Below are 18,578 nucleotides of genomic sequence, written 5' to 3'. Positions count from 1 at the left end.
TGCCGGTCGTGCCTGGCGGTGGACGCGGACGGGTTCGAGGAGCCGGATCCGGGCGAGCGGCGGGCGGCGTTCGGGGCGTTCCTGGCGGGCGCCGCGCGGGTGTTCGCGCCGTCCTCCGACACGGCGGCCCGGATCCGGACGGTGTACCCGGCCCTCGCGGTCACGGTGCGGCCGCACGTCGAGCCGGAGCGGTCGGTGCGCTCGACCGCCCTGCAGCGGCCCGGCCGCGTCCGCCGCGTCGCCGTGCTTGGCGGGATCAGCCTCCCCGAGGGCGGTCTGCTGCTGCAGGCGCTAGCCTCTGACGCGCAAAAGCGGGATCTGCCGCTGCACTTCGCGATCGTGGGCTACTCGGACCCGGCCCTGAAGAGCGGGCTGGAGCGCGCCGGCGTCGCCGAGACGGGGCGGTACTCCACCGACGATCCAACCCTCGACCGGGTCGCCCGGGCAGCCCTCCAGATCACTGAGACCGGCCGCCACTGGGAGGACGACGAGACACTCGATCTCGTCACACAGGTATCGGCCGACCTCGTGCTGCTGCCGTCGATCTGGCCCGAGACCGACGCGTACGCGCTGACCCTGGCCCTGCGAACCGGCTTGCCGGTGGCGGCCTTCGACCTCGGCGCGCCGGCCGAACGGCTGCGCGGCATGCCGAACGGCCATCTCCTGCCCTGCGCGCTGGTCACCGATCCCGCCGCCTGCAACGACCGCCTGCTGGCCATTGACATGACGGCGGATGACCGCCGCGCCCGGCTGATCCAAGCCGCGACCTACGAGGGCCTCCTGCGCGACTACTATGATCTTGCGACGCGTGCCTCATCCGACCGGGGGGCGCCGGGCAACGCACTTTAGCCCCTTTTCTCATCGAAGCAGGCCCGGCAACCAGAGGTCACGTCGATGCCCGCCCTCCCGCCGGTCCAGGGACAGAAGAGCCCGATCGAGTCCTATCTGCACGTGCTGCACGCGTTGATCCTGCGGGACATGCGCACCCGTTTCGGAGCCTCCATCTGGGGCTACGGCGTGGTCGTTCTCTGGCCCTGCGTGCACGTCTTCGTGCTGATCGCCATCTACACTTTTCAGAAGCTAGCGGCGCCTCTCGGCGACAACAGGGCCCTTTTCTTCGCAACGGGCGCAGTGCCAGTTCTGGTCTTCCAATACATTTCGCGCGAGGTCATGAAGGCGGTGATCATGAACCGGCCGCTGACCTATTACCCGCAGGTCAAGCTGTTCGACGTGATCCTGGCCCGCATCCTCGTGGAGATCGTGACCGGCTTCCTCGCGTTGCTGGTCGTCTGCTCCATCCTGGTCGTCATAGGGACCAATCCGATTCCAGCGGACCCATTCACGGCTATGTGCGGCTACCTTGCCGCGATCGTACTTGGCATCGGGATTGGAACAATCAACGTGGCGATCATCGGCTTTTTCCCAGGCTGGCTGATCGGCTACGCACTTTTCAGCATCATCCTGTATGTATCGAGCGGAGTCATGTTCCTCCCAAGCTACATGCCCGACAAAGTATACTATTGGATGAAGTACAATCCAGCCATGCAGCTGGCTGAGTGGGTAAGGTCCGCCTACTATCCCTACGCAGGCATTCAGGTAGATTATCTTTACATCATCATGTTCGGCCTGACCTGCGCCAGCATCGGCCTGCTGCTGGTCAAGCATGTCGTCAGCAAGCTTCAAGCTTGAAGAATGCAGGGTTGCGCATTTGCCCTACAATCGCGCAACCCGCGGCCGGCACGATCCTCAGGCTGCCCCACCAGAGCCGACAGCAGGCTTCCGCGTGATCGGGACGCGAGCCTTCGGCTTCGAATTCTCCAACCGCTTCGGGCCAGGGCTGTCACACGATGACGAATGCCGTTCATGCCATCGATACGAAGTACATCCGCCGGATCCAACAGCAACAAACTGAATTGACTCTCCTCCAGGCCGAGCGCGACGCCGCTTTGCGCGAGCGCGATCTGGCTCGAGCTCGGTCGGAGGCGACGTCGACCCTGATCGACTCTCTGATCGGAAGCGTGCGACCCTACGGGTTCAGTCGCAAGCGCTTCCTCGCCGCCATCCGCAAGGCTGCGCGGACCGTGCCAGATCACGGACCGGCCGCGCTTCAGCACGGCATCTTGTTCGAAGGTTCAAATCGGATCCTGGCGGCGTCGCGTATGCCGGGCCGAGCCGCGACGCGCGGCTGAACCCTGATACGCTTGCGCGCACGCGCGATCTCGTTCTGAGACTGGAGCCCAGGACCATGGATGTCGAACTCCTGACGGTGTTCAATGCCCTGATCAACCTGAGGGATAATCTGGACGCACACCCGCACATTCTCAGCTCGGATCTCGATTTCCTGTCCTTCGCCACGCGGATGGCTCCGTACTCCAATGCGCAGTTGATGCAGGACCTGTGGGTGCTGTACGAGCTCCAAGAGAAACGAAACGGCTATTTCGTGGAATTCGGCGCCTGCGATGGCGTCAGCCTGAGCAACACGCTCCTGCTGGAAAAGACCTACGCTTGGCAGGGAGCCCTGGCGGAGCCCGCGCGGGCTTGGCACGATGCGCTGCATCGCAACCGTAGCTGCTACATCTCCGATAAGTGCGTCTACAAGACCGACGGGATTGAGGTTCTGTTCAACGAAGTCGACATCGGCGAGCTCTCCGGCATGGAGGATTTTGCTGACGACGATTTTCATGCCCAGTTCCGCCAAGAGCGCCGGCAATACCCGGTGGCGACCATCTCGCTGGAACGGTTTCTCTCGGAGGCCCGGGCGCCACGGCGCATCGACTACATGAGCATCGATGTGGAAGGCGGCGAGCTCGACGTGCTGCAGAGCTTCGATTTCACCCGTCACGACATCGCGCTGATCAGCGTTGAGCATAATTTCTCCGGCAGCCGGGAGAAGATCGCCGCGCTGCTGAGCGGCCACGGTTACCGACGGCGCTTCCGTCAGCTGTCCCTGTTCGACGACTGGTATGCGCGCCCGGATCTCGTGACAGCACGATCCTGACGGGGAAGGTTCGGCTATGTCGGCGCAGTCCGCAATCGCCATTCTGGATTCGATGTTCGACCTGTTCAAGGAGATGGGCAGCGGCATCGCCCTTGATCTCAACTGGTTCGCGATCGCCAGACGCCTCCAGCAGGTTCGCGCGGAAGCCGTGTGGTCGGCCGATCTCGACTTCGTCGCCGTCAAGCTGAAGGCGCACGCCGCCCATTACGCCGCTACCTACCGCGAGCCGCTGGGTTCGGAGACGATCAGAAAGAAGAACACCGAAACGCTGGACGAAGTCGTCCGACACTACTCGATCCTTCGCGCGCATCTGGAGCAGCAGCTACCGGCCTCTTAACGCCGCGATAATTGGCGCGCGGTGCACATGTGCGCTCCGAGGCTGGACCGCGCGCCAGCAGGCCACGCTTGTCAGCCTCGCCGACACATCAGTCGCGACTCACGGCAGTCCGAACTCGACCATCCCGAGCGCGCTGCCCTCCGCCAAGCATTGAGCCTACGAACGGTTTGAGGCATCGATCCTGTGCGAGTGCGCCACTACGGCGACGAGGGAGGTACCGTGAGCAGTCTGAAATTCGGGACGAGCGGCTTGCGCGGTCTCGTAACCGACCTCGTCGGTGGCCCGAGCTACGCCTATGCCAGTGCGTTCTTCAGATCCGTCTCCCAGGGCGCAGGCGGCCGCATGGTCGTCATCGGGCGTGATCTGCGCGACAGCAGCCCCGGCATCGCCGCGACGGTGGCGGATGCCGCGGCAGGCGCCGGCTTCACGGCGATCGATTGCGGCCCGCTGCCGACCCCGGCCCTCGCCCTCGAGGCGATGCGGCGCGGTGCCTACGCGGTCATGGTCACGGGCAGCCACATCCCCGAGGATCGCAACGGCCTGAAATTCTACCGGCCCGAGGGTGAGATCACCAAGACCGACGAGGCCGCTATCCTGGCCGCCCTGGAGGAGGGCGCGTCCGGCGAGGGCCAGGCCTCATCTACCGCCACGCCTGAACCCGACGCGATCGCGCGCTATCAGCAGCGCTACGCTGCCGCCTTCGCGCCGGACATCCTGCATGGCCTGCGGATCGCGGTCTATCAGCAGAGTTCGGTGGCCCGCGACCTGATGGCCGACCTGCTCTCCGGCTTCGGCGCGGAGGTGACGCCGATTGGCCGGTCGCAGGTCTTCGTGCCGATCGATACAGAGGCGCATCGTCCGGAGGACATCGCCTTCATCCGCGACGTCATGGAACCGGGCTCCTTCGACGCGCTCGTGACCACGGACGGCGATGCCGACCGGCCGCTGGTGGCCGACAGCGCGGGCCGGATACTGCGGGGCGACGTGCTCGGGCTCATCACCGCCCGCTTCCTCGGTGCCGACACGGTGGTGGTGCCGGTCACCGCCGGCTCTGCGCTCGAGCATTCCGGCGGCTTCCGGAAAGTTGTTCGTACGAAGGTGGGATCGCCTTTCGTCATCGCCGGCATGGAGCTGGCGACGTCTGCCGGGGCGCGGATCGTCGCCGGCTTCGAGGCAAACGGCGGCTTCCTGCTCGGATCGGACGTTACGCTCCACGGCAGGACTTTAGCCGCCCTTCCGACGCGCGACGCGATGCTGCCGATCCTAGCCACCTTAGCAGCGGTGCGAGCCGCCGGCACCGCCCTCGCGGATCTCGTGGCCTCCCTGGATGCGGGAGAGATGGCCAGCGACCGCCTACCCAACACCCCATCCGACACGAGCGCCGCCTTCCTCGATCGCCTTCGGGAGCCGGACTTCCGGGCCGCCTTCCTAGGCCCGATCGGGTCAACGGACTCGATCGATCAGCAGGACGGGATCCGGATCGAATTGGACGGCGGGCGCACGATCCATTTCCGGGCCTCAGGAAATGCGCCCGAGCTGCGCTGCTACGCGGAGGCCAAGACGGCACAGGAGGCGCAGGATCTCGTCCGGTGGGGACTTGCCTCCGCCGCGACCGCGATGTCGGCAAAAGCCTGAACCTTCACGGAGTCTCGGAGCCGTCCCGAACATCACAAGAGGCTGGGGCCCCCTCAAGGCGCACTGACGACCTTCGCCTCGCTCGGCGCGGCCGCTCAGTAGGCTACACCAGTGGCCCGCGCGGGCGACCTGATGGCCGGTCGCAGCTCGCTAACGGTCGGCGTACTCCGCCGCGGCGAGCCTTCGCAGGCCCGCTTCGAGATCGATGCGCGGCCGCCAGCCGGTCCGGTCGAGGAACCGCGTCGAGTTGAGCATCTTGTAGGCCGCGCCCTGGAACGAGCCGGGCGGGCTCACCAGGGGGACGGACCAGTCGAGGGCGGCCAGGGCCGCCCGCGCCACCGCCTCGACGGTGACGGGCGTGTTGGCGGCGCAGTTGAGGATCTCGTTGTCGAATGCCCGGTCGGCCGCCAGGATCGCGTCGATCTGGTCGTCGACGTACAGCACCTCGCGGACGGTCTGCGGGTTGCCCCAGACCTCGAACTGCTCAGCGCCCGCCGCCTTCTCCCGCACGGCGCGGTCGAGCAGGGCGCCGACGAAGTGGCTGCGGTCGGAGGCCTTGTTGTCGTGCGGTCCGTACAGGGTCGCCAGCACGCAGTGTAGAAAACTTAGGCCGTACTGGTGCGCGTAGGCCGCCGAGCCCGTCGCCAAGACCTGCTTGGCGAGCCCGTAGCCGATCACCGACGGGTGCATCGGTCCCTGCCCGAACCGCGCCTCGGACAGCGGCTCCGCCGATTCCGGATAGGTGCAGGACGAGCCCGTGGAGACGAGCTTGGCCTGGGGCTGGAACAGGCGCCACGCCTCGAGGACGTTCAGGTGGACCCGGGCGTTGATCGCCAGCAGCTCGCCCTGGATGTCATACTGCACCGCGCCGGTCCGCTGGCGGGTCACCACGTGGAAGATCCGGCCGGCCGGGGGGGCCTCGCGCAGCGCCCGCTCGACATTCGCCCACTCGGAGAGGTCGCCCGCCGCGCGACCGATCTCGACGACCTCGCGGCCATGGGCCCGGAGCCGCGGGACGAGGTTGCGCCCGAGGAAGCCGTCCGCCCCGATGACGATGTCGCGCTCAGGCTCCGGCATGCTGAGCCCCGTCGCGATAGGCCTCGCGATACCACGCGATCGTCGGCCGCAGCCCGTCCGCGAGTCCCGTGAAGCTCGCCATCCCGAAGCGCTCGCGCAGCCGCTGGTTGGTCGAGCGGCGGGCGAGCACGCCGTGGGTCGCCGTGTCGGGGGCGTGCACCGGCCGATTCTCGCCCGCCACCTCCAGGATGGTGCGGGCGAGGTCGAGCAGCGTCGTGGTCTCGCCGCGGCAGAGGTTGAGCGCGTCGCTCGTCTCCCGCATCTCCAGGGAGCGGGCGAACACGTCGACGACGTCGCCGACGTAGATGAAGTCGCGCTCGACCAGCGGGTTGCCCTTGATCTCGAAGCGCTCCCCCGGTGCGAGCGCGCGCATCACGAAGGCCGGCAGGACGTGCGCCTTGCGCGGATCCGTCGAGTCGTGGGGACCGTAGGGGTTGCTCAGGCGGAAGCTGATCGTGTGGATCCCGTAGCGCTCGGCGTGGAGGTCGGCGATCACCTCCGACCAGCGCTTCGACCACGCGTAGAAGGCCTCGTTCCGGTTGGGCGGCGCGTTGAGGTCGACCGGCCGCGCGTCGTCGAGGGGATCGAGGGCCGCCGGGTAGACCGCGACGCTCGAGGCCGCGCGCACCTCGCGGATGCCCTTCGTCAGGCAGAACCGGTAGAGGCGGTTGGCGATCTCGGCATTGCCGGTCAGCAGGTCGCTCTGCGCCGTCTCGAACTTGTCGGCGTCGTAGCGCTGCGCGGCGACGTTGACGACGATGGCGTCGGCGGGAACCGACAGCGCCTCCAGGGCATCGAAGCGCGCGGCCTCATGCGCCCCCGGCACCGCGCGGCCGGAGGGGCTGACCGCGATCAGCCGCGGCACGCGGTCGGCGAGATGCGCGACGAGGTTGCGGCCGACGAACCCGGTCGCACCGACGACGACGACGGTCTCGGGCAAGGAGGATCGGGAGACGGCAGCCACGCTCAGATCGCCTTCGGCAGGTCGGCGGCGGTGATCACCTTGAGTTCCGGCACCGGAACGATGAAGGCGCCGCCGTTCTCGAGGTAGCGGCGCTCGCGCGCCAGGAACTCGTCGATGAAGTTCCAGGCGAGCACCAGATAGGCGTCGGGCGCGGGTACGCTGCCCTCCTCGACGATCGGGATGCGGGCGCCGGGGATCAGCCGGCCGAACTTCAGCGGATTCTTCTCGGCCGCGTACTGGACCAGACGCGGACCGATGCCGAAGGCGTTGAGCAGCGTCGCGCCCTTGGCTGGGGCACCGTAGGCGTGGACCGTCTTCCCCTCGGCGTGCCTGCGCTCCAGCAGGTCGAGCAGCGCCGCCTGCAGGCGCCGGACGTTCTCGGCGAAGCCGACATAGGTCTCGAACTTGCCGTAGCCGCGGGCCTCCTCGTCGGCGCGCATGCGCTTGACCGCGTCGCTGACCGGGTGGGCGCCGGGGAAGCCGACATGCGCCTCGAGGGAGCCGCCATGGACCGGCACCACGCTGACGTCGAAGACCTCCAGGCCGTGGCGCGCGAACAGCTGCTCCAGGGAGCGGAGCGTGTAGTAGCACAGGTGCTCGTGGTAGATCTGATCGAAGGCGGTGTTCTCGATCATCCCGCCCAGGTAGATCGCCTGCACGACGAAGACGCCGTCCGGCTTGAGCAGCGTGACGATGCCCTTCACGACGCTGTGCAGCTCCTCCAAGTGGAAGAAGACGCCGGCGGCGGTGATCAGGCTCGCCGGCCCGTCCTGCGCGCGGACGATCTCGGCGGTCTCGGCGTTGAAGAAGCGATTCAGCGTCGGCACGCCGGCGGCGCGGGCCAGTTCCACGACGTTGGAGGCGGGCTCGACGCCGCAGCGGCGCAGGCCGAAGGGCTCGTACTGCCGAAGCCACGTGCCGTCGTTGCTGCCGATGTCGACGACGAGGTCCTGCGGCCCGAGGCCGTACCGCTCCACGAGCCGGGCCGCCGTCTGGCGGAAATGCTCCACCAGCGTCTTCGTCGTGCCCGAGACGTAGGGGTAGTCGCTGAACATGCTCTCCTTCGGGATCGTGTGATCGATCTGGACGAGCGTGCAGTCGCGGCAGAAGCCGGCGCGCAGGGGGAAATGCGGCTCGCGCCGGTCGGCGAGCTCCGGCGGGATCAGGCGGTTGCAGTGCGGCTGATCGGTCAGGTCGAGGAACAGCTCGACATCGCGTCCGTCGCAGACGCGGCATGCCATGGCGAGTTTCGTTCCCGTCATCCTACGACCTGTGACATCCGCGGCGCGAGGCTCTACGACCCCACGAGGCTTATCGGCTGAGCCAGGGCAGCGCAACGCGCGGTCGCAGCTCGATCGAAGTCAGAGCCGAAAGGCGAGACAGTTTTGCCGTCGCGCATGTCCTCCAGCGGCGAAGATCCACAATGACCGCGGCGGATATCCGAAAGCACAAACCCCGGGCCCGCAAAGAACAATGATCTCGACACCGAGTTGGACAGTCCGCAAATCCCACCACGTCATGAAGGATCGCTGGCTCGGTCTCCGTGCCGACGACTGCGTGACGCCGTCGGGTCACATCGTCGATCCCTATTACGTGCTCGAGACGCCGGACATCGCGCTCGTGCTGGGCATCGACGCGGCCGATCACGTCATCCTCGTACGCCAGTACCGTCACGCCCATGGGGGCCCGAGCCTGGAGCTTCCGGGCGGGGCCATCGACCCCGCCGACCCCGATATCCTTGCGGCCGCCGAGCGCGAGATGCGCGAGGAAACCGGCTACATCTTCGCCGATGCCGAGCGCGTGGTCACCCTGAACGCGGATCCGGCCCGCTACGCCAACCGCATGCATCTCGTCCGCGCGCGCGTGACCGCGGCCGGGCCGGCGCTTCCGGATCCCGCCGAGGACATCGCCGTGGTGCGCGTACCGCGGGCCGAGGCCTTACAGCTCGCCCAATCGGGCGCCATCGTCGGAGCCGTGCACGCCGCCATGCTCCTGATCGGCCTGTCCAGCACCGGATGAGGGCCGTCACCGGATTGTGGATCGAGCGATCGAACCGCTGACAAGACCCGCGCGTTGCGCCAATACGATTAATCGTCGGTTAAAGAGCGGATCGAAGCGTGCCCGAGTACGACATCAAGATCGTTGCTCCGCGAGATCGGAAAGCTCCGGACGCAGAGCGCGAGACTCCGCCCAAGCGCAAGCTCGACTGGGATCGCGCCATGCGCGAGGCCGCGGAAGCGGAGCTCTCGATCCAGTCGCACGATTGACAGTGCCAGACGGCGAAGCGCGCCCCGGCGAGGGCGCACACCTCCTGGGCCCTTCCTACTCCTTCAGCGCGACCTCTCGCAGGAAGGCGAGCAGGTCGTCCGACCTGAAGTGGTGCACGGCGAGCCCCGCCGCACGGCCGGCGGCGAGATCTGTTTCCTGATCGCCTACCAGGAAGCTGCGCGCGCGGTCGATGTCCCAATGGACCATCAGATCGAGGATCATGCCGGGCTCGGGCTTCCGCCATCCGTGGACCGCCCTGTAGGCCTCGACCGTCCCGTCCGGATGATAGGGGCAGTAGCGTAGATCATCGATATGCGCGCCGGCCACGCGCAGGTCGTCCCGCAGCCAAGCGGTCAGACGGGCGACGTCGGCCTCGGTGTAGAAGCCGCGGGCGACCCCCGCTTGGTTCGTGACGACGAACACGAAGTAGCCGGCATCATTCAGCGCGCGGACGGCGTCGCGCGCGCCCGCCATCCACTGGAACCGGTCCACGGAACCGACATACCCGTGGTCGTGATTGAGAACACCGTCCCGATCGAGGAAGGCGGCAGGTCTCCTCCGACGGGCCGGGATCTCTTCCTGGGCTCGGGCGTAGCTCTCGGGCACGCCGATATCGAGAAAGTAGCCGTCGTGGGCCTCGCCGACCACGCGGCCCTCGGCGACCAGCGCGGGCAGGACGTCCCGTTCCAGCGAGCAGGCCGGCGGCAGGCCGGCCAGCGCGTCGCGGCGCACCAGGTAGACGCCAGCGTTGACGAGGCCGGGGCCCGGCTCAAGCGGCCGCTCGAGGAAGGCGGTGATCCGGACGCCGTCGACGAGCGCGACGCCGTAGCGCGCGGCGTCCGGCACCCGACGGAGCGACAGGACCATCGCCGCTTCGGGATGACGGGCCGCCATCGCGGGCAGGGACAGCAGGTTCACATCGAACCATGAGTCGCCGTTCAGCAGGAGAAAGGTCTCGTCGGCCTCGGGAAGGGCGTGCACGACGGCGCCCCCGGTCCCGGCCTGCTCCGGCTCGACCGAGACCCGAAGCGTCATGCCGAAGCGTCGCGCGACCGGGTTGTCGGCGGCATAGGCGCGGATCTTCTCGCTGTGGAATGAGGCCAGCAGCACGATCTCGGTGAAGCCGTGGCGGCCGAGCTCGAATAGCAGCACGTCCAGGAACGGCTCACCCGATGCCGGCAGCAGCGGCTTGGGCATCGCCGAGGTCAGTGCGCCCAGGCGCGTGCCGAAGCCGCCGCACAGGATCATGGCTTGCCGGACAGAGCCTCCGCCCTTCCGCTCTGGCTCGGTCACAGGCCGTCCCTCACGCTGCCGTCCCGCGCGGGAACAGGCTTTCTTCGACGAGGCCGCAGACGATGTGCGCGGCGGTGATGTGGATCTGCTGGATCAGGGGCGTGGCGTCCGTCGGCGCGTGCAGGCAGACATCCGCCCGCTCGGGCATCGCCCCGCCCGTCGCACCCGTGAAGGCGACAACCCGCAGACCCAGGTCGCGTGCCGCGTCCATCGCCTTCAGCACGCTCGGCGACCGCCCCGATGTGGAGAGGGCGAGCAGGACATCGCCCGGGCGCCCGAGGGCCAGCACTTGCCGCTCGAACACGTGCTCGTAGCCGTAATCGTTGCCGATCGCGGTGATTACCGAGGTGTCGGTGGTCAGCGCCACGGCCGCGGCGGGCGGCCGGTCGTAGTTGAGCCGCGAGACGAACTCGCCCGCGATGTGCTGCGCGTCGGCGGCACTGCCGCCATTGCCGATCGTCAGGAGCTTGCCACCACCGCGCAGGGACGCGGTCACGAGATCGGCGATTTCGGCGAGGGTCGCGTGGAAGCGGGAGTCGTCGAGAGCGGCCTGGAAGGTGTCGCGGGTCTGCGTGAGAAAATCGACGATCGCGCTCATGCTCACCTCGGTCCGTCCCCGCGCCCGCCGACCTCTCGGGCCAACCGGCGGGCGTTCGCTGCTGGGCTCCGGTCACCCGGATCAGACGTTGGCGAACCGCGAGTTGCGTATCATTCGGAAGCCCTTGATCAGTTCCTTGATGCCCCGGTCGAGATCGAAATCGGGGAACCAGCCGGTCGCCTCCAGCTTCTCGTTGGACACGATATAGTCGCGCTTGTCGGGATCCTCGCCGATCGGGGCCTCGACGTAGACGAAGTTCGGAACGTGCACCTTGATGCGTTCGCAGAGTTCCAGCTTCGACAGGTTGGCGCTCGACAGGCCAAGATTGTACGCCTCGCCACGCATCCGGTCGTAATTGTCCATCCCGTGGATGAACCCTTTGGCGACATCGCGGATGTGGATGTAGTTGCGCTTGAAGTGGCCCTCGAACACCAGGAGCGCCCGGTCGGTCACGGCCCGGTGCGTGAAGTCATTGACGAGGAGGTCGAGCCGCATTCGCGGCGCCATGCCGAACACCGTCGCCAGCCGCAGGCTGACGCCGCGCCCGCTGTCGAGCACCGCCTTCTCGGCCTCGACCTTGGTGGTGCCGTAGAGCGAGATCGGCCGCAGGGGCGAGTCCTCGGTGCAGAACTTGCCGGCCTCGCCGACGCCGTAACCCGAGTTGGTCGTCGGGTAGACGATCCTCTGCTCGCCGCCCGCACGCTCGACCAGGGCAATCACGGCGTCGCGGTTGAGCGTCGTGGCGCCGATCGCGTCCTCCTTGCAGAGGGGCGCGCCGACCAGGGCCGCGAGAGGGATGAGCACGTCGTGCTTCGGGATCAGCTCGTCCAGGATGCGCGTGTCGCGCGCGTCGCCCTTGATCGGCTCGAACGTGTCATACTGGCAGGCCGAGAACAGGTCCGGGGCTCCGGACTTGAACGTGTCGAGCACCGTCACGTGGTGCCCGCGCTCAAGCAGCATCGGCACCAGGATCGTCCCGATATAGCCCGCGCCGCCGGTGATCAGAATTCGCATCGTTGCCTCTCGTCGCGATGAGTCTGCGGCCCGGCTGGGACCGGGCCGGGGCCTGTGAGGATGCCGCTCAGCGCGTCTGGCGATAGATCAGGGTGGACCCGTCGACATCGATGCCGATCGGCACGACGGACAGCGGCGCGACCCGCTCGATCAGGGCCGAAAGCCGATCGGGATCGATCAGAGCGAGGAAGAAGCCGCCACCGCCCGCGCCGCACAGCTTTGCCCCGTAAGCCCCCGACCCGATGATCGCTTCGAACAGATCGTCGAGCACCGCGTTCGAGACCTCACGCGACAGGGTTCGCTTGATGCGCCACGAGGCGGAGAGCATCTCGCCGAGTTGCGCGAGCCAGCCGCTCGTCCCCGCTTCGAGAAGAGAGACGCATTCCTCGACGAGGCGGTAGAGTTCGGACAATTCCTTGTCGATCGCGCGCGCGCGCGTCACGGCGATCTGCGCGGCGACCGTCGTCGTCGCGCGCCGCGCGATGCCTGTATGGACCAGCACCATCGACGCGTTGAGTTGCTGAATGGCGGCAGAGCTCATCTGAACAGGCGAGATCCGTATGGCGGAGCCGCTGAAATCGAATCGGTTGATCCCGCCGAAGGCGGCGTGGAGCTGGTCCTGCACGCCGACGTTCTCACGCAAAATCTCTCGCTCGACTTCAATTGCCTTCTTAGAAAGCTCGATCTTCGTAGGTTTTTGGTTCAAGATTGCGTAAATTGTTCGCAAAAAACCGACAGTGAACGCTGAAGACGAGCCCAGACCGCTTCCCGCCGCAGGCAAATCGGAGATGATGCTCATATCGAGTCTACGGGTCACATTGAAATGCTTCAATACTTCTCGAACGACAGGATGTTCAATTTCTGAGATATTGTTGCAATGCTCAACACGAGAGTAACTTAATCTATAATTATAATCCTGGCAGCCAATCAGATCGAGCGCCGCGATGATGATATACTTATCGATCGCCGCGCCGACGACAGCGCCCGGGGCGCGCTCAAAATACTCTGGGTAATCGGTGCCGCCACCAAACAAACTAATCCGTAGGGGTGTCCGCGTAACCGTCAGCATAGCATTATTCCGAACACTCAACAGCTTCGGCGAACCCGCCTGCACCATACAGCCTTTTATATTTCCCCTAACCGTCACCCAGTCCATATTTTGAGGACCGACTTCGCGAATATGACAAAATCGCAAAGCGATTCGTAAAAATATCTATGACACAGCACCCCTTTGCAACTTTAGCCTAATTTTTTGATCAAAAAATCCATTTGACCGCCGAAATTGACGGGAATTTGTGTGTTGCAGTTAAACAACCTTAACATGCTTCATTTTGATTCTGCCGACCAACACTCCCGGGGTCGATTGGCGGCGACAGGCTGGAGCACGGGCAACAGACCTACGCCCAATGCGCCATCACGTCGCCTGTCGCGCAACTCAGCCGTAATGACCATGAAGCGCAGAACCTGATACCGTGACTAGGCCCAACTCCACTTCTTTCTGCTTTACCGACGACGCGTTCGACAAAGTCGTGATCAAATCAACGATACCAGAGCAATTGCCAGCTCTGGGATACATCGGACAGCATCACAACTTTGGGAGAAACCCTTCCAGACGCAGCGTGCTCACATTATGGTTAAGAAAGTGTCAACAATCTCAAGCTGCCCCTACCGCAGCCCTTCGATATCATGCCACGCGGCACCCTTATTAACTTCAAGCGGCCGGAAGGTCGCGATTCAGCAATTCGCTGGCGCAACGCGTGCGCCAGCGAATAACGTCGACGAGATGCGGCAGAAGGCGGCCTACAGTCCGGCTTTCGGACCGTGATCGTCAACGCTCTCAATTTTCGCAAGATCTTTACGAAATGCGTTGACCTGCGCAACTGCAATAGGATCTGCGGTCGTCACGATCGGACGGAACCCTTTCGCCGAACGGGCTGGTGCATAGTTGCGGGAGGCGGTGTGGATCGAGCGGTGCCCCAGAATCGCGGCAATTACCTCCGGCGGCAGGTCCACCTTCATCCGGGCAGTCGCAACATGGCGTAGTGTGTATGGGCAGGCGGGATGAATTCTTAGACTGGGGCACATCTTTCCCGCCTTGATCGACGCCGCTGTCATTGCGCGGGCAACGTTCTGGTGGATCGCCTCCCACGTCTCGCGGACGAGCGCATCGGCTATGCGATCGAGAGATGCGGCCAGCGATGCAAGGTAGTCGTCCCCAAATCCGTCCAGCGGCAGCCTTCGCGTCGGCCCATTGCCACGGTCATTGGTGTTTTTGGCGTTCTGAATAACGAGATAGCCATCGACAATCTGAGCTGTCTCCCACTCTACAGGGCGCAATCCGAGGTCGACGCCAAAAAAGACCTGCGCCTGGGCGATGGGGGCGTGACGATGTCCCACCTCGCAAAGGGCGAGCAAGAGAGCGTGGGCCTCGGCCGGGTTCAGACTCTTCCGCTTCTTCGCGCTCGTCTGCCGCTCGGTGCGCACGCACGGTATGGGCGTCACAAGGCGGCCAGTCTCACAATCGGTCGCGTTCAGGCGCTGCAACGCGCTTACCAAACGCGGATGGTTGGGATGTTTGCGGCTCGTTTCAACGAAAGCAAAGCGCAGCGCTGCCCGAGTATGCCGGATGGTGCTCTCTGACCACCTTCCGTGCTGTCCCAAGAAATAATCAACCACGTCGACGGGGGATGGGGCCTGCTGGTCGAGCTCGCGACCGACCATGCCGATGAAGGCTCGAGCCGTGGCCGCATAATCCCGTCGTGTCGTCTCGCTCTGTCCTGTTACCGCTACGCTCATGATCCAAAACTCTACGTTACTTCCACCAAGGAGACGGGGGTGACTGGCCGAATACGAACCGCGCAGCGGACTGTTACCGTCTGCGTTACCCCCGCTTGATCTCTCGCGATCCGCGTGTGCCACGAGACAGGAGACAATGGCCCGCGATCGACCACGGCGGAGCTTCGTAGATCGGCATGAAAAAGACAAAGCGCGTTCGTCGAGCGATCCTCTAAGACCTGCACCCACCAAAAAAATGACGTTCTCTCAACTGAGTCAAAGCGCAACTCGGGCAGACCGATTTTGAGACATCTTGCGTCTTTCATCGGGCTCCACAATGCTACGATCAGGAGCGGAGATCGGCATGCGGACCGCACGTTTTACCCCCGGCGACATCGTCACCTCGGTGAGGCTCGAGCTCTTCTCTCGTAGGGAGAGCGATGCGCGGATCGAGGAACTGTTCGCGCCGCTGACGACGGAGTCGATCATCGCGCTGCGGGGAGATCTCGATGGGGCGTTGACACGCTTTCATGCGCTGCTGACTGCCGCATTCGTCGTGACTTGCAACGGGACCCGCCGTTCGGTGGCGGAGACGATGCTGGTGGGCGCGATCTGCATCGCAGAGGGGCCACGTGTTCGCGCGGCGCGTCCGGCTTGGATCGCGCAGCATCTGGCTCTGCTGGACGAATACTTCGGCGTCCACCGGGTTCTGGCGATCGTGATGCATGAGTACGAGGACAGGTGCGAGATCCGTTCGCTGCTGCGCCCCACAGACGATGGCCTCCACGCTAACCGAGAATGGGGCCAGCGCGGCGCGAAGAGCGCCTCCTCATCTCCGAGGACGGAGCGCGGGACAAAAGCAGCTGGGATCAGAAGAAGGATACCGGTTGAACTGCAGACCCGTGCCGCCATCCGCTTGCGGCTGCGTATCGCGGTTGACAACTCGCTTACGACCACCGCGGGATCCGTCATGACAGATGCGCCTGAGTCTCCAATCGTTGGAGTGTTCAGGAGTGAACGCGAGATCCAACATTCGCGCGACGTTTCGGAGGGGATCAGTACGTCGCTGCTCGGCGGTACAGCGATTGCTGCAACCCCGGCGGCAATGTCGCCGGCTACAGCCGCGCCCGGCTGTGCAGGTACATCGTCCCCTGACGACGCAGTTTATATATCTGATCCGTCGAACAACGTCGTGCTGAGAAGCCGCGCATGTCGCACGACCGTGGTTCGTAGCATGACTATCTCAAAGAACGGGGAGGTGTCGTCCCCTCCTATTTTGTGCCGCTCAAATAGGGGGGCGCGCAAGCACTCCACGGTGGATGACCAGATCGCCACGACCCTGCTCATAGGAACGCCGAAAACCCGTGACCGCGAAGACGCTAAAACTGAAAAAATCGAATACGAAGACCGCCTACCACGTGACTTAGGTCAGGTTTCACAGACCTGGGTCCGTCAAGCGAGAGTCGAACGGCATCCGCCCCCCACGAATGGAAACGAACCAATTTTCAGTGCTCCACCTGTTGTGCCAGCGAGTAATGAATACTGTTTCGATCGCGTTCTTTGCGGCGGATCTGGGTCATCGCGTGGCCATTACGGGTTGACGGAGAGACGCACAGCCAGTCCGCCCGAACTTCGTGCGCTCGAGCATTTTCAACGGGCTGATTTGCCCGTCGACAGGGCTCGTCGACCATGGTGTCGTGATCCTTCCGATCAGCGCCTCCCGGTCACGCCGCAGATTGTCTGCGAATCTCCCCCGCAGCGTCGCGAACGCCGCCGTGAACCAAGTCCCGAGGCTCTCGACGTAGTGCTGTCGGGCGAGGTTGGCAAAGCGTACAGAAATCGCGGCTCTCTGCGGCGCTGCGAAACTGACGCGGCCGTACATGGTACGCTTGAGCATCTTCAGCCGGCCGATCTGCCCTTCGGCCTGCGCGTTGCTTTAGAACGTCGTCAGTGCAGTCTGGACCGCCCGCCGATTCTGCGCCAAGTTAGCCGCGAAGGTCTCCAACGCCGCGACGCCGCAGGTGCGCGTTTCGAGGAGCCACCTACCGAGTTCGCCCACCGGATCGGCCAGTTGGTCGCCATCCAGGCCGCAGGCGCGCATCAGCTTCGTGAACCGCTGCGTCAGATCGACAACGCGTACCACTTCGGCATCCTGCCAGATCCGAGTGAGGTCGGCCGCGGCATGGGACGGCAACGTCGTGATGGTCCGAACCGTGGTCCAGGCCAGCTGCTTTCGAGAAGCAAGTGTTTCTGGTCTGAGAACCTTTGCGCGCGTCGAGCCAGCCCCCGACAACCATTTGTGGGCGATGCTCCGCCGCGGCGGCGTGCCCAACTCGGCAATGTAGCGATGCACCTGCCGATGAGTTCCAGCAAAGCCCTGGTCGCGGATCTCGCGTCAGAGCGCCATGGCGCTCTCACAGCTCTCGGCCATGCGCTGCTCCAGATGGGCGAGATTGGGGTCGAGGCGAGACGGATTGGGCCGCTGGTTCGCGCGCTCGGGGAAGCTCTTAATCTGGGCGTACTTGCGCACAGTCGCGCGCGCCAACCCTGTAGCGCGACCGATCGCCAGGAGGGTCGCACCTGCCAGATAACCCCGACGCACGTCCTCGTAGGCTGCAAGCCGCCGAGCGCGACTGTCACGACTCCTCGTGATCTCAGCGGCGCTGCGGCGGTAGGCGCGCAGGCGATCCCCGGGATGGCGGCCATCACCGATAGACAGAGCGGGCAACTGACACAGCCGACTGTCGACGCGGCCGAGCCAGCGTTCGAGCGGTGGGCGCATGTTCAGGAGGTGATGCCATCGATCAGCGACCGGAAGCACAACTGGCGCGCGAGCGGTGAGCGCTTGGGCGTGCTCGGTGGACCGGTCGCGGGCGACGATCTGGATGCCGGGATCGCGACGCAGCCAGTCGGTGACGGCCACTCCCGAACGGTCGGGCAGCAGGTCGATTGGGCGACTGCATTCGAGATCGACGAGGCGTAGGCCGTAAGCTCGTCTTTTTCGGAGAAGCCGATCATCGATGCCTACGACGCGAGACCGATTCACGCTCAGCAGCGGCAGTGGACAGGGCGCAGGATCGTATCAGGCGTCGGTCTGCATACTCAGGCGGGCACCGGCCTCGCCACCAGCTGCAAGCCAAGCCCAATCCGGGTCTGAGCCTGCGCACGGCGGCATCAGCCGCGGGAATGGCTGTGCGAAGATACCGCAGCGGCCGGCAGGATGATGGCAGCAGAAGCTCGAACGCAAGGGCGCAGCGTCATGGGGTGACCAAGGTTCGGTAGAGCAACCTGGCAGGTACGAGGGCAGGATCATCGTAACCTCGAAGTGCCGTCCCCGTCACCGCGACCGCTCCACGCAAAACGCGGAGAAATCACGAAGCGATTGAGCATCATGTGATTTCTGTTCCCAGGCGTTTGTCCCTTCGACTGCCGTGTCTTCTGTATATCCATGCAGGCTAAATACCTACTTTAGCTATGCAACTTCGGCCGGGACTAGAGCCTGTCGTCACCTGAGGTGATCGAGGGCTGCGGCGAGGCAGAGGACTCCGGTGAAGCTGGAGGCGGTTTTCTCATAGCGCGTGGCAACCGCCCGCCACTCCTTGAGCCGTGCCCAGAGCCG

At 65.0% G+C, this 18,578-nt stretch carries 16 protein-coding genes and 2 pseudogenes; 8 read left to right on the top strand and 10 right to left on the bottom strand.

Going from position 1 to position 18,578, the window contains the following annotated elements; all coding sequences use genetic code 11:
- From ACLBYB_RS31270 to ACLBYB_RS31245, 6 genes and pseudogenes are all read left to right on the top strand, one after another.
- Positions 1-849 (top strand): annotated as a pseudogene (locus tag ACLBYB_RS31270) (glycosyltransferase); the annotation flags it as partial.
- A 45-nt stretch (positions 850-894) separates the two neighbouring features.
- A complete protein-coding gene (locus ACLBYB_RS31265; RefSeq protein ID WP_447701159.1) occupies positions 895-1,689 on the top strand; it encodes an ABC transporter permease in 795 nt (264 codons plus the stop codon).
- 158 nt (positions 1,690-1,847) lie between these two features.
- A complete protein-coding gene (locus ACLBYB_RS31260) occupies positions 1,848-2,189 on the top strand; it encodes a hypothetical protein (RefSeq protein ID WP_273562992.1) in 342 nt (113 codons plus the stop codon).
- Between the two features lie 56 nt (positions 2,190-2,245).
- The gene (locus tag ACLBYB_RS31255; protein ID WP_042675482.1) at positions 2,246-2,998 is read left to right on the top strand and encodes an FkbM family methyltransferase; all 753 of its coding nucleotides are present in this window, start codon (positions 2,246-2,248) and stop codon (positions 2,996-2,998) included.
- 16 nt (positions 2,999-3,014) lie between these two features.
- Positions 3,015-3,335 (top strand): hypothetical protein, encoded by a 321-nt coding sequence (locus ACLBYB_RS31250; protein WP_447701158.1) that lies wholly within the window; start codon positions 3,015-3,017, stop codon positions 3,333-3,335.
- Positions 3,336-3,554: 219 nt separating this feature from the next.
- Positions 3,555-4,970: a phosphomannomutase gene (locus tag ACLBYB_RS31245; protein WP_447701157.1), complete on the top strand. Its 1,416-nt coding sequence runs from the start codon at positions 3,555-3,557 to the stop codon at positions 4,968-4,970.
- A gap of 150 nt (positions 4,971-5,120) precedes the next feature.
- On the opposite strand, the gene ACLBYB_RS31240 is transcribed toward ACLBYB_RS31245, so the two are convergent.
- From ACLBYB_RS31240 to ACLBYB_RS31230, 3 genes are read right to left on the bottom strand one after another with little or no spacing between them, the layout of a single operon-like run.
- Complete coding sequence (locus ACLBYB_RS31240) at positions 5,121-6,047, bottom strand: NAD-dependent epimerase/dehydratase family protein (RefSeq protein WP_447701156.1); 927 nt, start codon at positions 6,045-6,047, stop codon at positions 5,121-5,123.
- Positions 6,034-6,987: an NAD-dependent epimerase/dehydratase family protein gene (locus ACLBYB_RS31235; protein ID WP_447701155.1), complete on the bottom strand. Its 954-nt coding sequence runs from the start codon at positions 6,985-6,987 to the stop codon at positions 6,034-6,036. Before ACLBYB_RS31235 ends, ACLBYB_RS31240 begins: the two co-directional genes overlap by 14 nt.
- Before the next feature lie 26 nt (positions 6,988-7,013).
- Positions 7,014-8,273: a class I SAM-dependent methyltransferase gene (locus ACLBYB_RS31230; RefSeq protein WP_447701154.1), complete on the bottom strand. Its 1,260-nt coding sequence runs from the start codon at positions 8,271-8,273 to the stop codon at positions 7,014-7,016.
- A 256-nt stretch (positions 8,274-8,529) separates the two neighbouring features.
- Here ACLBYB_RS31230 and ACLBYB_RS31225 point away from each other — a divergent pair, with 256 nt between their 5' ends.
- Positions 8,530-9,030: an NUDIX hydrolase gene (locus ACLBYB_RS31225; protein ID WP_042675488.1), complete on the top strand. Its 501-nt coding sequence runs from the start codon at positions 8,530-8,532 to the stop codon at positions 9,028-9,030.
- Between the two features lie 98 nt (positions 9,031-9,128).
- Positions 9,129-9,278, top strand: a complete 150-nt coding sequence (locus ACLBYB_RS31220) for a hypothetical protein (protein WP_165923221.1) — start codon at positions 9,129-9,131, stop codon at positions 9,276-9,278.
- 55 nt (positions 9,279-9,333) lie between these two features.
- Here the strand turns inward: ACLBYB_RS31220 and ACLBYB_RS31215 are convergent, their stop codons facing one another.
- From ACLBYB_RS31215 to ACLBYB_RS31185, 7 genes and pseudogenes are all read right to left on the bottom strand, one after another.
- Entirely contained in the window at positions 9,334-10,572 is a 1,239-nt protein-coding gene (locus tag ACLBYB_RS31215) for an HAD-IIIA family hydrolase (RefSeq protein ID WP_447701153.1), read from the bottom strand.
- 10 nt (positions 10,573-10,582) lie between these two features.
- Positions 10,583-11,170 (bottom strand): D-sedoheptulose 7-phosphate isomerase, encoded by a 588-nt coding sequence (locus ACLBYB_RS31210; RefSeq protein WP_273563001.1) that lies wholly within the window; start codon positions 11,168-11,170, stop codon positions 10,583-10,585.
- An 81-nt stretch (positions 11,171-11,251) separates the two neighbouring features.
- Complete coding sequence (locus ACLBYB_RS31205) at positions 11,252-12,184, bottom strand: NAD-dependent epimerase/dehydratase family protein (RefSeq protein ID WP_042675489.1); 933 nt, start codon at positions 12,182-12,184, stop codon at positions 11,252-11,254.
- Between the two features lie 67 nt (positions 12,185-12,251).
- A complete protein-coding gene (locus ACLBYB_RS31200) occupies positions 12,252-13,253 on the bottom strand; it encodes a GHMP family kinase ATP-binding protein (protein WP_132369169.1) in 1,002 nt (333 codons plus the stop codon).
- Positions 13,254-13,984: 731 nt separating this feature from the next.
- Positions 13,985-14,980 (bottom strand): hypothetical protein, encoded by a 996-nt coding sequence (locus tag ACLBYB_RS31195; protein ID WP_132369168.1) that lies wholly within the window; start codon positions 14,978-14,980, stop codon positions 13,985-13,987.
- Between the two features lie 1,837 nt (positions 14,981-16,817).
- A pseudogene (locus ACLBYB_RS31190) lies at positions 16,818-18,241 on the bottom strand (transposase); the annotation flags it as partial.
- Between the two features lie 223 nt (positions 18,242-18,464).
- Positions 18,465-18,578 (bottom strand): transposase (locus ACLBYB_RS31185; RefSeq protein WP_447701028.1); only part of this gene is annotated, 114 nt, incomplete at its 5' end.

The sequence above is a fragment of the Methylobacterium sp. D54C genome, assembly GCF_053345595.1.
Note: the sequence above shows the minus strand (reverse complement) of the source record. Positions and strands in the feature narration are given on the sequence as shown.

Coding starts and splice junctions, on each gene's coding strand:
- ACLBYB_RS31240 (WP_447701156.1), bottom strand. CDS start 6,047: ATGCCGGAGCCTGAGCGCGACATCGTCATCGGGGCGGACGGCTTCCTC.
- ACLBYB_RS31225 (WP_042675488.1), top strand. CDS start 8,530: ATGAAGGATCGCTGGCTCGGTCTCCGTGCCGACGACTGCGTGACGCCG.
- ACLBYB_RS31265 (WP_447701159.1), top strand. CDS start 895: ATGCCCGCCCTCCCGCCGGTCCAGGGACAGAAGAGCCCGATCGAGTCC.
- ACLBYB_RS31250 (WP_447701158.1), top strand. CDS start 3,015: ATGTCGGCGCAGTCCGCAATCGCCATTCTGGATTCGATGTTCGACCTG.
- ACLBYB_RS31200 (WP_132369169.1), bottom strand. CDS start 13,253: ATGCTGACGGTTACGCGGACACCCCTACGGATTAGTTTGTTTGGTGGC.
- ACLBYB_RS31255 (WP_042675482.1), top strand. CDS start 2,246: ATGGATGTCGAACTCCTGACGGTGTTCAATGCCCTGATCAACCTGAGG.
- ACLBYB_RS31230 (WP_447701154.1), bottom strand. CDS start 8,273: ATGACGGGAACGAAACTCGCCATGGCATGCCGCGTCTGCGACGGACGC.
- ACLBYB_RS31210 (WP_273563001.1), bottom strand. CDS start 11,170: ATGAGCGCGATCGTCGATTTTCTCACGCAGACCCGCGACACCTTCCAG.
- ACLBYB_RS31260 (WP_273562992.1), top strand. CDS start 1,848: ATGACGAATGCCGTTCATGCCATCGATACGAAGTACATCCGCCGGATC.
- ACLBYB_RS31195 (WP_132369168.1), bottom strand. CDS start 14,980: ATGAGCGTAGCGGTAACAGGACAGAGCGAGACGACACGACGGGATTAT.
- ACLBYB_RS31205 (WP_042675489.1), bottom strand. CDS start 12,184: ATGCGAATTCTGATCACCGGCGGCGCGGGCTATATCGGGACGATCCTG.